This is a genomic window from Paenisporosarcina antarctica (assembly GCF_004367585.1).
GTDB lineage: Bacteria > Bacillota > Bacilli > Bacillales_A > Planococcaceae > Paenisporosarcina > Paenisporosarcina antarctica.
This window is the reverse complement of sequence record NZ_CP038015.1, coordinates 3529617-3543425: the sequence shown is the minus strand read 5'-3', so window position 1 is coordinate 3543425 and position 13809 is coordinate 3529617. Positions and strand designations below refer to the sequence as shown.

At 33.4% G+C, this 13809-nt stretch carries 9 protein-coding genes; 7 read left to right on the top strand and 2 right to left on the bottom strand.

Features of this window, described 5'->3' with window-relative positions:
- The first annotated feature begins 942 nt into the window (after positions 1-942).
- Entirely contained in the window at positions 943-1689 is a 747-nt protein-coding gene (locus E2636_RS16810) for an ABC transporter ATP-binding protein (RefSeq protein ID WP_134211325.1), read from the top strand.
- Positions 1686-3650, top strand: coding sequence for an ABC transporter permease (locus E2636_RS16805; protein WP_134211323.1), 1965 nt, complete (start codon positions 1686-1688; stop codon positions 3648-3650). The genes E2636_RS16810 and E2636_RS16805 overlap by 4 nt, the downstream gene beginning before the upstream one ends.
- A gap of 6 nt (positions 3651-3656) precedes the next feature.
- Here E2636_RS16805 and E2636_RS16800 read toward each other — a convergent pair whose 3' ends face one another.
- The gene (locus E2636_RS16800) at positions 3657-4652 is read right to left on the bottom strand and encodes a sensor histidine kinase (protein WP_134211321.1); all 996 of its coding nucleotides are present in this window, start codon (positions 4650-4652) and stop codon (positions 3657-3659) included.
- Positions 4649-5323 carry a response regulator transcription factor gene (locus E2636_RS16795; RefSeq protein WP_134211319.1) on the bottom strand — a complete coding sequence of 225 codons (675 nt, stop codon included), beginning with the start codon at positions 5321-5323 and terminating at the stop codon, positions 4649-4651. The genes E2636_RS16800 and E2636_RS16795 overlap by 4 nt, the downstream gene beginning before the upstream one ends.
- Before the next feature lie 320 nt (positions 5324-5643).
- On the opposite strand from E2636_RS16795, the gene E2636_RS16790 reads away from it, so the two are divergent.
- The 5 genes from E2636_RS16790 to E2636_RS16770 all read left to right on the top strand — a co-directional run bounded on the left by E2636_RS16790 (position 5644) and on the right by E2636_RS16770 (position 13794).
- The gene (locus tag E2636_RS16790; protein WP_134211317.1) at positions 5644-6774 is read left to right on the top strand and encodes a DUF4145 domain-containing protein; all 1131 of its coding nucleotides are present in this window, start codon (positions 5644-5646) and stop codon (positions 6772-6774) included.
- A gap of 244 nt (positions 6775-7018) precedes the next feature.
- Positions 7019-9277, top strand: a complete 2259-nt coding sequence (locus E2636_RS16785) for a hypothetical protein (protein WP_134211315.1) — start codon at positions 7019-7021, stop codon at positions 9275-9277.
- Positions 9274-9966 (top strand): OmpA/MotB family protein, encoded by a 693-nt coding sequence (locus tag E2636_RS16780; protein WP_243840689.1) that lies wholly within the window; start codon positions 9274-9276, stop codon positions 9964-9966. The genes E2636_RS16785 and E2636_RS16780 overlap by 4 nt, the downstream gene beginning before the upstream one ends.
- On the top strand, positions 9963-11222 hold the full coding sequence (locus tag E2636_RS16775) for a hypothetical protein (RefSeq protein ID WP_134211313.1): 1260 nt from the start codon (positions 9963-9965) through the stop codon (positions 11220-11222). Before E2636_RS16780 ends, E2636_RS16775 begins: the two co-directional genes overlap by 4 nt.
- 7 nt (positions 11223-11229) lie before the next feature.
- Positions 11230-13794: a DEAD/DEAH box helicase gene (locus E2636_RS16770; protein ID WP_134211311.1), complete on the top strand. Its 2565-nt coding sequence runs from the start codon at positions 11230-11232 to the stop codon at positions 13792-13794.
- Positions 13795-13809 lie beyond the last annotated feature (15 nt).

Sequence of the window (13809 nt, the reverse complement as noted above, 5' to 3'; positions counted from 1 at the left end):
AAAACGCCAATGGAAAAGCTGATTTACTAGCTCTTTTCATTGGCGTTTTACAATTAGTGTAGTCTTTAGTTTTCTTCTTATATTCTCCACGTAAGTAAACAAAGTTTCGATAGTCTTACTATTTTTTTTTTCTCTTTTCCATTTCTGTTTTCACCAATGGGAGAACCTTTTCTTTGATATTTTTGGATTATTTATTGATTTCTTGAATTTATTGATCACTTTCATCCCTCCGATTCATAAAATTTGGACTTAATAAATATGGGGTTTTTTAAAACCTGATTCGTCTTTCATTGCTGTTGTATATAAAATGGTGGATTAAGATATGGCCGTGTTTTTATTATTTGTATTTTCCCCTTAGTGTAACGTCTGAGCTATACAGTGATTAGTGTTGTTTTTAAATAAAGTCACGGTGTTAATAACAAGTTGGTTCATATCTTGCAAAAGGGTTTATGTAATCCCAATAATAATGGGAATAGATTTAGTCTGGAATTGAAGGAGCAGTTCTTGCAATACAATTCTATGGCGCTAGATAGGTTATTCATTATGGGATCTTCTTAATCTGCTTTACTTTTATTAGATAGTACAAAGTTGATTTCCTGAGGAGGTTATTTTCCAAGGGCAGTAGCTTAGTAATGAATTAGAAGAAATCGAACGATCAATTCAAATACAGCTAATTGTAAATACAGATGTAGCAAATGAAAAATCAATAAAATAGCTGAAAAGAATGAAAAGCAAACGTTCAATCAAACAGTAAGTAAAAAAGCGAAGATAGCTTCCATTCGTGATAACAATCCGTCTCATTAATGAGTATTAGCGCAAAACTAATAGAAAAGTGGTTAATTCTTCTCTGAACATGACAAAAATGTCACTTTAGATGTTGTTATATCGATGGTTGGAGGAAAAATTAGTTGATATAGTAAGGTGGTGAAGGAGGCGGAAACAATGACTACAATTATACAAACAAAAAACTTATCAAAATCTTACGGAAAGACACAAGTCTTAAAGAATATTGATTTGACGATAGAACAAGGGGAATTCACCGCGATTATGGGTCCATCTGGCTCTGGTAAAACGACATTAATGAATACTCTCTCAACTATCGATACCTTTACTGGCGGGGATGTTTGGATAGAAGGACAATCGTTGTTAAATTTAAAGAAGAAAGCATTACGAGAATTCCGCCAAAAACGAATGGGATTTATTTTTCAAGATTACAATCTACTAGATACCTTAACGGTGAAAGAAAATATCCTGTTACCACTCTCATTACAAAAAACACCTGTAATAGAAATGGAACAGCGATTAGCAAAATTGATTAAAGCTTTAAATATTGAAGGGATTTTACAACAGTATCCTTCTGAAATTTCCGGCGGCCAAAAGCAGCGCACGGCTGCTGCAAGGGCGATCATAACCAATCCGGCGATTGTGTTTGCCGATGAACCAACGGGGGCACTTGATTCAAGGTCTGCCACCCAGTTGCTAGAACAAATTCAATTGCTCAATAAAACATTTAAGACTACAGTTATGATGATTACCCATGATTCGTATGCAGCGAGTTACTCCCAGAGAGTGATTTTTCTCCGTGACGGAAAAATCGTCAATGAGATGTTTAAAGGAGAACAATCTGAAAAAGAATTCTTTGACCGAATCCTAACGATTCAAAGTGCCATAGGGAGTGACCAACGATGAACTTAGTTGATTTATCATGGAGGAATATGAAGCGGAACTTCCGTTTGTATACCATATATTTCATTTCCATGTTTGTCGGGGTTGTCATTTACTTTACCTTTTCCGGTTTAATGTTTAACGAGGACGTAGTTGCAGCAATTCAAAATAAAGAAAATTATAAAACGGTAATTCTCATTGCATCCATTATCGTCTTTTTGTTTATTGTGTGTTTTATTTTGTACGCTAACTCATTTTTCATGAAGCAGCGGAAAAAAGAATTTGGTATGTATTTACTATACGGGATGAAAGAAAGACAAGTTGCCACAATGGTCTTTTTTGAAACGTTATTTCTGAGTGCCATTTCTGTATCCAGCGGTATATTAATCGGCGGATTATTATCGAAATTTTTTGGTGCAGTATTAATGAACTTAATGCACTACAATGACGACATATCTTTTGCTTTTCCATTAGAAGCGATCGTCTCAACTATTCTGTTATTCGCTTTATTAATCGGCATTATTACTATTCAAAGTTATTTTAATGTCCGTCGTGTGCAGTTAGTTGAATTGTTTCATGCAAAAGAAAAAATAGACAAACCGTTTAAATTTTCCATGACTTTGGCGATATTGTCCATTATATTGATTACAGCATCCTACTACACGATTACCATATCAGGAGATACTGACATATGGAAAGATTGTTTTAAAGAAACATTATTTGCTACCACAGTGGCATTGATTGTCGGAACGTATTTATTTTTCCGCCAGTTTTCCGGTTGGATTTTACAAAGAATGAGTCAAAGTAAAAATTACTTTAATGGTACCAAAATGTTATGGATTTCCTCCCTTCGGTTTTCTATTCGAGGAAATACAGTAAACTTTACGTTTATATCATTGATTAGTGCCATTGTCATCTTTGGTGTTGGATTTATTGCTGTAGATTACGCCGTTAAAGGTGAAGTTGTAAAAAAAGAATATCCGAACCATATTGCCTTTTCGTCGCAAGGTAATGAAACACAAAAACAGATTGAACAAATTATGAATGACTCGCATCCAATTATTGGTCATGAAACAATTACGGGAATTCAAACAGAAAAAATTCCAAATAGAAAACCGTTTTTTAGCCATCCCGAATATTACACAGAGGATTTTTATCTTTTCCCTGAGTCAAAATTAAATGCAATTGTTGATTTACGTGAAGTAGGTGAAAAAGTAGATTTAGAAGGTGAAGAAGCGATTGTTTTAACAAGGGGTTTAGATGAACCGAAAAAATATAAAAGTCCTCAGCCTGAAATTACCTTACTAGAAGACAATACATTTCATATAGTCGAAAAAATACGGTACCCGTTGTTGAGTATCCCAACTAGTCCTGGTGGAAATTCCAATCTTCAACCTTCTGTACTCGTTATTTCAGACGAAGCTTTTGAGTACTTAAAAGAAAATCATACCCTTTCTTCATATGAAATTTACCAAATCGAAGATTCGAAAACATCCAATGACGTATCACGAAAAATATTCGATATCGTTATGAAAGCAGAAGGAGAAGGAGCATATTATTCAGCCTATATCGATATGCATTCCATCGATACTGAGTCGTCATCTTTAATATTGTTCTCCGTTGCGTTTTTTGCCGTCATTGCATTGTTTGCTTTAGGAAGTGTCATATACTTTAAACAGCTACGCGAAGCTACAGAAGAGCGAGAACACTACGCAATTTTACGTAAAATTGGTGTTGAAGACAAAGAAATAAAAAAGATTATTGGGAAACAATTGCTGTTCGTTTTTTTACCGCCACTAATACTTGGATTGGTACACAGTTGGTTTCTTTTATACTACACAGTCATCCTGATAATAAAAGATTTGCCTTCCTTAACGACGATTATTTTTTCTGTCATGGGATTGTATGTGTTAATTTATCTAATCTTTTACGTATCATCAACATCTATTTACTACAAAATTATCAACGAAAAAAATACACGATGAGTTATTTTACTCATCGTGTATTTTTTGTAGGATTAAATACGGATCGCTATCTAGCGGGAAGTGAATAATAAATTGAGTGAACTCTCTCACTTCCGACTTACAACTAATATAATGTCCTAATTTGTTACTTAACTGTTGGGCTAAATATAAACCCATTCCAGTCGACTTCGTGTATGTTCGTCCCGTTTCTCCGGTAAACCCACGATTAAAAATTCGTGGAAGGTCTTTTTGGCTAATACCAATACCACTGTCCCGAATCAGCCACTGTTTTTCTTGCGGTGTTTCGAATGCTGAAATGGTAATCTCCCCGCCAAGTTCTGTATATTTTAAACTATTTGTCAATAACTGATTGACGATAAACTGTAGCCATTTAGGATCACTTTGAACAATCAGTGAATCTGACAGCATATTAATGCGGATTTTTTTTGAGAAAAAGGTTTTCGAATGAGCCTTTACGATCTCTTTCGTAATCTGGATCATGTCACAATTTTGAATATCGTAATCCTGGTTAAAGCTATCGAGCTTGGCATAATAGAGAGCTTGATCAATGTAATTTTCAATCTTCGTGATCTCTTCCCTTAAACTGTTGGCGTCCATATCGGTTTGCTGCAGTAAGCGAAGAACCGCAATCGGTGTTTTTATCTCATGGAACCAGGCGATGATAAAATCATAATGCTCATTCTGCCTGTTTTGAATCTGATTCATTTCACGGATATGCCGGTTCTTCAGCTCATCAATGTACTCTTTAGCAAATTCTCCTTCTAACGACAAAGTGTCATAATCCTCACTTTTCATTCGTTGGACCACACGTACATTTTGCTGATAGCGAACTAATAAAAATCCGAATAATACGATCGAGGATAGGGCGAAAGCATAGAAGAACGTCCCCCATGCCCAGCCGCCATTGCTATCGGTAAAAAATACCGCGGCCGAGATTAGGAAAACAGCTAGATATAGATAAATATAAGTCTTTTCATAGGTTAGATAGCGAAGGAAGGTCATTCGATCAAATACCCCATTCCTTTACGGGTGACAATGAACTCCTCCAGTCCAAGAGTAGCGATTTTTCTGCGCATCCGGTTCACGTTCACGGTCAATGTGTTATCATCGACGAACTGTTCTTCATTCCATAGTGCCTGCATTAAGTCTTCGCGCGAAATGATTTTTCCGATATTCCGCATCATCAATTGTAAAAGGATGAATTCATTCCGGCTTAGCTCAGTGCTTTGCCCTTTATATTCAATTGTTGAATTGGTTACATATAATTTCAATCCCTGATGGATGAAACTGATGTTCTCATCTTCCTGGTAGGTATATTTCCGGCGGATGAGCGCACTGATTTTCGTGACAAGGATATCCAAGTCAAATGGCTTCTGGATAAAATCATCCCCACCCATATTAATTGCCATAATGATATCCATATTCTGAGTTCTAGATGAAAGGAATATAATCGGTACCTTGGAAATCAAGCGTAATTGCTGACACCAGTAGTATCCATCAAAAACTGGAAGATTGATATCTAATAGTACGAGGTGTGGATTTGTCTGCTCAAATTCCGTTAGTACCTGATCAAATTGGGTCACTTCCACTACATCATACTGCCACTTTTTCAAAGTGTCAGCGACAATCTGTCTAATTTTTTCATCGTCTTCTATCATCATTATTCTATACATGAAATCCCTCATCATTTTGTGAAAATTGTCACTATATTTATTTTAGCATATTCTTTAGGGGTTTTTATGCTAGGACTGACTGTCATTGATGCGCTCCTTCATAAGTAAGAATTTTAGCAGAGCCACCTCACATGGTCATTAAGGGGAAAGACTATCCAGAAACTAGTTCCTTTTTGAACAACCTTTTTAAAGAAAACAATTAATAAATAATATTCTAATTATAATAGATATTTCGACAAAATCCGACAAATATAAATTTAACATAATGGTAGAATATAGATAAATTAATTTAATGGAACTGAACAGAGGGAGAATAGAGAGTGAAATCCAAACCATATTTCTATGAATTTCTAGAGTCATCTTCAGTTGAACTAGCAGAAGTAGCTCGTGAATTGGAATTAAGTATTTATAGTAGTCCACGTACCATGGTGACACATGCTAGAATTTTTGCAGATGCTCTCCTACAAAGTGTTATGAAAATTGAAGAATTGACAGATACACCATTTGATTCATTAAAAGATAGATTAGACAAACTTGCAACTAATGGTTTATTAACTACAGAGGTATTAGAGGCATTTGATTCCATAAGGAAAAATGGAAATCAAGCGGTTCATCAGACTAGATCTATTCGAATAAGTGAATCACTTATGACTTGGGAAGCCTTATATGTAGTGGTGAAATGGTATATCGAAGTATATGGTCCTACAGACTTTGAAGTCCCAGTATACCTGGATCCTCAACCAATTCGAGAAGAGAAATACGATATGGCAGAACTAGAAATTCGCCTTATAACACTTGAGGAACTACTAAAGAAAGCAATGACTCAAGAACTAGCTGGAGAAGAAGTTGCAGCAGGTACTACTAGTGGAGACGGAGTGAAAATTAAGGAAGAAGAGCCTGGATTCACAACGATTCGCACTATCAATTTCGAAGAACAAACTTTAGATATTCCCTATTTTCTACGAGATGCTTTTTTACTTCCGCAACGATTTAATCAAAGTACAACATTTCTTGTTCGATTAAGTGCTGAGCAACAAGCCCGAATCATGAGTGAATTGCCACAAGATCTAAAAGGCTTGCACAAATATGTTAGTAGATTCAATGAATTAACCGATAAAAGATTCTTCGATGAGTTAAAAGTATTTGTAGAAGAAGAAAAAGAACGTCGAAGAGTAATCATGGAAAAACAGGGGGAACTTTTTTTGTTCTTCAAAGCAAACTATATTATCGTCACAAATGGATTAAATGAAATTGAACTGACAACAGAAAATTTCCACTCAATCCCAAGTTTAATTAAACAGTTTAAGCTATTTAATATTAAAACAGTTGGACAGTTGCCCAAGGAACTTGTGATATTAGGTAAATACGAAAACGTTGGTGTTGGAACTGTAGAGAAATTGTTTGAACAACTTAATCAAAAACAAGATGATCTTCAAAAATTAAACGCTTAAAATCATTTAACCTATGATAATAGTAAAAACTATTATCATAGGTTTTTTATTATCATGTACTCATTTATGTTATTGAAGACATGATATCTACCTTTCGAAAAAGTACGAATTCATTATCATGTGTATTGAAAAATAGAAATAACTATGGGACGACATTATATTACAAATAATTAAGCAATTCTTCAGATGTTGGTGTTAAAATGAAGTGAAATTAGACTCGTATAAATAGAAAAGAGTGATTGTAATGGAAATATTTTATAAGGTATTTGAATATCTATTTTCAATTCTAAATGATTGGGGATTAGAGTACTTCACTGGTTTATTTATCTTAATACAAATTTGCGTTTTTGTTTTACTACTTATTATTCATTTTGTAACTTTGCGAAATGAATATGCAGCTATGAAAGATGTGAAAAATGAGTTATTAGAATTAGAGGATAATTATGAAAATCATAATTTAAATTATAAAATAAACGAAATATTTACAAATGTCCATCATAAGTCAACATATAGAAAACAATGGGAGCGCTACTACAAACGTATACAAAAAGATAAAAAAAGCGACGAAAAAATACGAGTTGAACCATTTTTCGGGCAAGATGCGTTACACGACACTATAGGAAAACGTCAAATGTTGGATATCGGAAGCGGTGTTCATGTCTCGTTAGGCGTTTTGGGAACCTTTATAGGTCTCTCTATAGGTCTTTCGGGCTTAAATGTAATGGATCCCGAATTACTTAGACAAGGGGTTTCTGGACTAATTAGCGGTATGAAGACAGCGTTCTACACATCAGTTTTTGGTGTGGTTCTTTCATTAATATGGATAATTATTGACCGAGGGATCTCCAGTAGTGTAGAAGCTAAAATTGATTGGCATTCTAACCAATTACACTTATTGCTGAATGCAGATGATGAAGAAATATTTTTAAATAGACTAGAAAAAATAACTCAGCAACAATCAGAACAAATGAAGACTTTATTAACAGATGCACTTGAAAAAACGATGCAACCTTTTATTCACACTGTCCAAAGTGGAAATGATGAAATTAGTAGTCAGCTGAAGATACAATCTGAAACTTCTAAAGAACATTTAGATTTAATGAAAAATCAGAGTGAAGATCTGTCATCCAAATTAATAGAACAAATGACGAGTGGAACGAAAGAAACAATTAAAGAGTTTATGGTAATGCTAGAGAATTCTAAACATTCACAAGAGTCGATGCTTGAATCCGTCACTGGGATGGTCAAACAACTAGAATTTGCGTCTACTTCAAATGAAAAGTTATTTGAAAAAACTGCTGGAATGGTAAATGTTTTTGAATGTCTTTCGACAGAAGTGCAATCAACACAGAAGTCGTACGCTAATTCATTTGAAAAATTAGATCATCTATCAACATCACTAAATCAAATGCAAGATTTACAATTACAACAAATTCCATATCAGCAAAAAGTGATGGAAAACAATCAATCATTCATGGATAAATCTGATCAGCTAGTAGAAAACTTTGTTGGTTTTGGAGAGCGTATGTCTGAAGTACAACAAACAATGATGGATGATTTAGTGGAAAAAACGAATCAAGTTTCTCAAAGGTTTGAAAGATTGGCAATGGAACTTGAAAATTCATCAGAAAATCAAAAGTTAGCATCTGAAACATCCAAATTATATAGTGATAGTATTAAAGAATCACTGGAAAAAATGTCTCCTTTAGCGGATTCATTAAGTAGCACAATAATCAATTTTGGCACTTTAACTGAGGACTTATTAAAAATGCAAAATACACAAAAAGAAATGATTCCATATCAGCAAAAAGTAATTGAGAACAATCAATCATTCATGGAAAAATCTGATAAATTGGTAGAAAACTTTGTTGGTTTTGGAGAGCGTATGTCTGGAGTACAACAAACAATGATGGATGATTTAGTGGAGAAAACCAATCATGTTTCTCAAAGGTTTGAAAGACTGGCATTGGAACTCGAAAATTCATCAGAAAATCAAAAGTTAGCATCTGAAACATCCAAATTATATAGTGATAGTATTACACAATCAATGGAGAAAATGTCTCCTTTAAGCGATTCATTGAGTGAAACAATAATTAATTTTGGTACTTTGACTGAAGACTTATTAAAAATGCAAAATACACAAAAAGAAATGATTCCTCACTTAGAAGATTGGAATACCAATTTGAATGGAAGAATTAATGATTTTATTCATATTACACAAACTAATTTAGAAGAAACAACAAAACAAGTACAATATTCGAAATCCCAATGGGAAACAACTGCTAAAGAATTTAAAGCAACTCGTGAAGAATTAACAAATTCTATGAAGGAATTTAAAGGAAACATTGAATCAGGCGTAACAACGACATTCCAATTATTCGATAAAGAATTAAAAGATGTAGTTAATCACTTTAAAATTTTATCGGAAGTTTATCGAGACTCTCAAGAAGAGTTAATAGAGCAATTAGAAAAAATGAAGAATAAAGTAGATTCTCTAGTATGAGACGTAAAAGAACAGAAACAAATTATTGGATGTCATATGCGGATTTAATGAGCGCAATGCTTATGGTATTTGCTCTTTTATTAACAATAGTCATTCTAGACTATCGAGAAGATATGTCTGAGTACCAAAAGAATATGGAAGAAAAACAAAAACAAATAGATGCAGTAACGAATGTTAAGAATGATATTATCGCAGCATTGACAGAGGAATTTAAAGATTCGAATGTGAAAATAGAGGTTGACAGTCAAACTGGTGCTATCCGATTCCCAGGTAATATATTATATGATTACGATTCTTTTGAGCTTTCAAAATCCGGAAAAAAATTTTTAAAAGAATTTGTTCCAAAATATTTTGGCATTATTCTTCAAGAGCGTTTCAAGAGCGAAATCTCAAGCATTATAGTTGAAGGTCATACCGATAAAGCTGGAACATATATAAATAATTTAGCACTTTCTCAAAACCGCGCATTCTCTGTATTAGAAGAAATTTATGCGGAAGGGTTTCCAAAATTCCCTGAACAAGAGCTCTCTAAAGTATATGTGACTTCTAATGGCAGGAGTTTTACTGTTCCATTATCTAATAATGATGGAACTTATAATGCTGAAAAATCAAGAAGAGTAGAATTTCTATTTAGATTAAAAGAGGACGAGCGAATTGAAGAAATTCAAAAGTTGGTGAATGATAATTGAAGTTCGATTATAAGCCGTATTTCTTAGCGGAATGGATAAAAAGAGAAATTAATGTTGAAGTGAATTATTTTGAATCCAAGGAATTCTTAACAGTTATTGAGGATTTAAGAGGATTAATACATTTTTATAATAACAGACCACAAGATGACTTTTCTAAATGGTTTAATCGTTTAACAAAGAGATATTGGATACTGTTCCCATTTGTGTTTCAAGAGATTAAAAGTGATGCCAATAAAAGACTAACTGAGGAGAAATTATTTAGTATAGCAAATGACAACCGCCAACTATTTAGAAATGCAATAGAGGCATGTTATCAATCAAATGTCTTTGGTGTGAACTGGAAAATAGCGAAAATAGCATTTGTTAGTAACCACACTAAAGTGACACGTGGATGGCCAAATAGGAAAATTGAGCATTGGAATAATTTTTTTATGAAGGATAAAGAATTTGAAAAACATGTTGCTAACTTAATATTATATAATGGAATCTCAGTAGCGGATGCTCAACATCAATTGATTTTTAATGATGGGCATGCTTTTTATAATTCTCTACTATTACTTTTATTTACAGAAGGCTCTCCTGAACTTTATCGACATGAGAAGAAAAAGTTTATTGAAATGTTTATCAGGGCGGATACTATCAAGCAACAGTTATTAGCGAGCGGTTTCATTCGCTCAGGCAGCTTAGAAACTAACGAAGAAATTAGCTTTGCAATTTATGAAAAAATGAAAACGTATATACGCCAACCGATGAAATGGGACCTAATAGAAGAATCTGTTAAAAAAGAGTTTAACAAGTGGGTTATGAGCAAGAATGTCAGAGAATTCTTTTTGGGGCTCGATAAAGATCATGAACGCTTTAAATTTTGGAGGAAATTCATACCAACTTTACAAGATGTAGTAATTATTGAGCGGAATACTATGTTAATGTTTTTTGAAGATGTTGTGATAATGGAAATTCTCGGTACAGGCGCAGTTTATGTTTACAAAAAAGAGTTTTATAAAAAGAAATTTGACCATTTAGTTCAAAGATATTTAGCAGAAGAAGAAAAAGTTAAAATGGGGAATATCTATTATCATAGATATCGTTTGTCACGATCAATGTTGATGGAGAAAGAGTCGGTTGTCCGTGGGGGATGGTTAACACATTCAGGTGGCTGGCAAGACAAGTTTGATAACTTTTTAAAACGGAAATTAAATTGGGAGGTAAAGGAAAGTGAGATTCTTCGGGAAAACCAAAATAACTTTACAGTGTGACTTTCATATGGAAAATGATGAAATCTATTTTCAGTTTTATGGGACGAGTAAGAAATCCAAGAACCTTCTTACCATTCCTCTATCAGATTTCCAGTTCAGAGAAAGTTATACATGGAGTCACTTCGATAAATATTTAGCTTTTGAAGAGTTAATGGAAACAGATTATTTTTCAGAAAATCAGTCATTACCAATAAGTAATTTTTATGAACTAATTGAAAATGAAGACTTTAAACCCATTCTGGAGAGAATGGGTTTACCTGTAGTTCAAATGCCTGTAAAAGTAGAAATTCAAATGACGGGCAACTCTGGACACGAGCCGGAATTCGAGATTTTCATTAATACAAATGAAGGAATTGATATAAGACATTTAGCATTAGTAGAATTTCCTTTCATTAAGATGTCAGGAGAAACCTATTATTTGAATCAATCTATATGGGATGTCTATAAAGCCGCAAAATTAGATTCCTTTGACCATAAGTACGAACAAATAGCTAAGATTCAAAAAATATCAAACCTTAATGACTTTGATGTCGATGACTTTTTGACCCGTGAAAAGTATGAATATATCGAAGAATATGACTTGCAACCTACAATGTTAGATGACAATACAATGTTGTTGAAAATAGTGGGGGAATCAGATGAGTTAACATCCCATTTAAATAACAATAATTCACAAACAACAATAAAAAATAGCAATGAACGCACTCGGATTGTATCGAGTCAACAAGTAAGAGAAGACATTAATATTATTAACCAAAAAAAGATTTTAAAAGGTGAAGAAATTCCACAATTCTTTCAAAATCCATTATCGTTATTTCCTGAACATGAATTTCAATTTGACCTTGAATCTTTTTCTAAAAGAGTTATCGGATTTGTTGAAATCAAAAAGCCTCGTATGCAATACAATGAGGGTAAGTATTCCTGGTTCGATGATGAGTCAGGAGAGAAACTGGATATTGATATGGATGAACTAAGAAAAGATGTGGCAGCAAAACCAAATAGCAATTTTATTAAGCACAAAAAAATGTGGATTTTTGTAGATAACACATTAAGAAAAGAATTGAATTTGATTGATGATGAAGAAAAATCACATAAATCAAAACTAAGATTAGACATTTTAGATAATGAGGAAAATCTAGGGTACTCAGTTTCAAATGAACTGAATAAGCAATTTAAAGACTTTCCTGTTCCAAGTACTCTAAATGCTACATTATATGATTATCAAATAGAAGGTTTCCGATGGATTGCATCTCTCGCTGACTCCAATTCGAGCGGACTATTGGCTGATGACATGGGTTTAGGAAAAACCATGCAAGTAATTACTTTCTTATTACATCAACAATCACTTGGAAAATTTGCACCTACATTGATTGTTTTACCTATAGCGTTAATTGAAAACTGGGAAAATGAAATTAATAAGTTTGCACCTAGCCTTTCGAATAAAATCTATATACATCAAGGTCCGAATAGGATACGAAATCATTCAATTCTAGAAAAACAGGAACTTATATTCATTAGTTATGATACCTTGAAAATTGATCAACTATTATTTGGACGAATAAATTTTCAAAATATTATAGCGGATGAAGCTCAAAACATTAAAAATCATTCAAGTGAACGGTCACGTGCATTAAGGGCAATGAAAAGTGAATTTCGTTTAGCGATGACGGGAACTCCTGTAGAAAATAGTTTAGAAGAATTATGGACTATCATGGATTTTGTTCAACCTGGCGCAATGTTTTCGTTAAATGAATTCAAAAAAAGTTTCATAAAAAATAGTAATGTTGATTTATTGATGAAGACACTCAAACCATATTATTTAAGACGAACCAAAAAAGAAGTTCTTAGTGATAAGTTACCATCAAAACACATTCTAGCCCCAACATATTTGCAAGCATCAAGAATTCAAAAGAATATTTCCGAAACCATGCTACAAAGCATTCACTCTAAACGAGGAAATATGTTAACTGTGATAGGGAATTTACGTCAACTATACGCACATCCAGGCGTGTTCGAACACATTGAAAAAAAAGTTAATATTGATGATGCTCCAAAGCTAAAAGAGTTAATTACACTATTAGATAAAGTGAAGATAAGTAACGAAAAAATATTAATCTTCACAGAATTTCGAAAGGTACAATCTATATTGAAAAAAGAAATTTCAAGTAGATACGGGGTACATGTTCCAATAATCGATGGGAATACCAAAAACAGATCGGAAGTAGTTAAAGATTTCGGTAATCAAACCGGGTTTGGTGTGATGCTTCTCTCACCAAAAGCGGCGGGTGTAGGATTGACCATTACAAGTGCTAATCACGTATTGCATTATACAAGATGGTGGAATCCGGCTGTTGAAAATCAATCAACCGATCGTGCATATCGTATAGGACAAACAAAAGATGTATATGTTTATCAAATTATCACTCAAGATAAAGAGAACTTCCCAAATGGAACGGTAGAGGAAATCATGCACCAAATGCTTATTGATAAATCCGAGTTAGCGGAGAATGTTATTATTCCATTTGATACCAAGTTATTTAAGGAGCAGTTGTATTCGTTCTTTGAAAAATAAGTATTTTAATCAATT

Excerpts from the sequence above, each read along its gene's own strand:
- E2636_RS16810 (WP_134211325.1), top strand. The coding sequence starts at position 943 with ATGACTACAATTATACAAACAAAAAACTTATCAAAATCTTACGGAAAG.
- E2636_RS16805 (WP_134211323.1), top strand. The coding sequence starts at position 1,686 with ATGAACTTAGTTGATTTATCATGGAGGAATATGAAGCGGAACTTCCGT.
- E2636_RS16800 (WP_134211321.1), bottom strand. The coding sequence starts at position 4,652 with ATGACCTTCCTTCGCTATCTAACCTATGAAAAGACTTATATTTATCTA.
- E2636_RS16795 (WP_134211319.1), bottom strand. The coding sequence starts at position 5,323 with ATGTATAGAATAATGATGATAGAAGACGATGAAAAAATTAGACAGATT.
- E2636_RS16785 (WP_134211315.1), top strand. The coding sequence starts at position 7,019 with ATGGAAATATTTTATAAGGTATTTGAATATCTATTTTCAATTCTAAAT.
- E2636_RS16780 (WP_243840689.1), top strand. The coding sequence starts at position 9,274 with ATGAGACGTAAAAGAACAGAAACAAATTATTGGATGTCATATGCGGAT.
- E2636_RS16770 (WP_134211311.1), top strand. The coding sequence starts at position 11,230 with ATGGAAAATGATGAAATCTATTTTCAGTTTTATGGGACGAGTAAGAAA.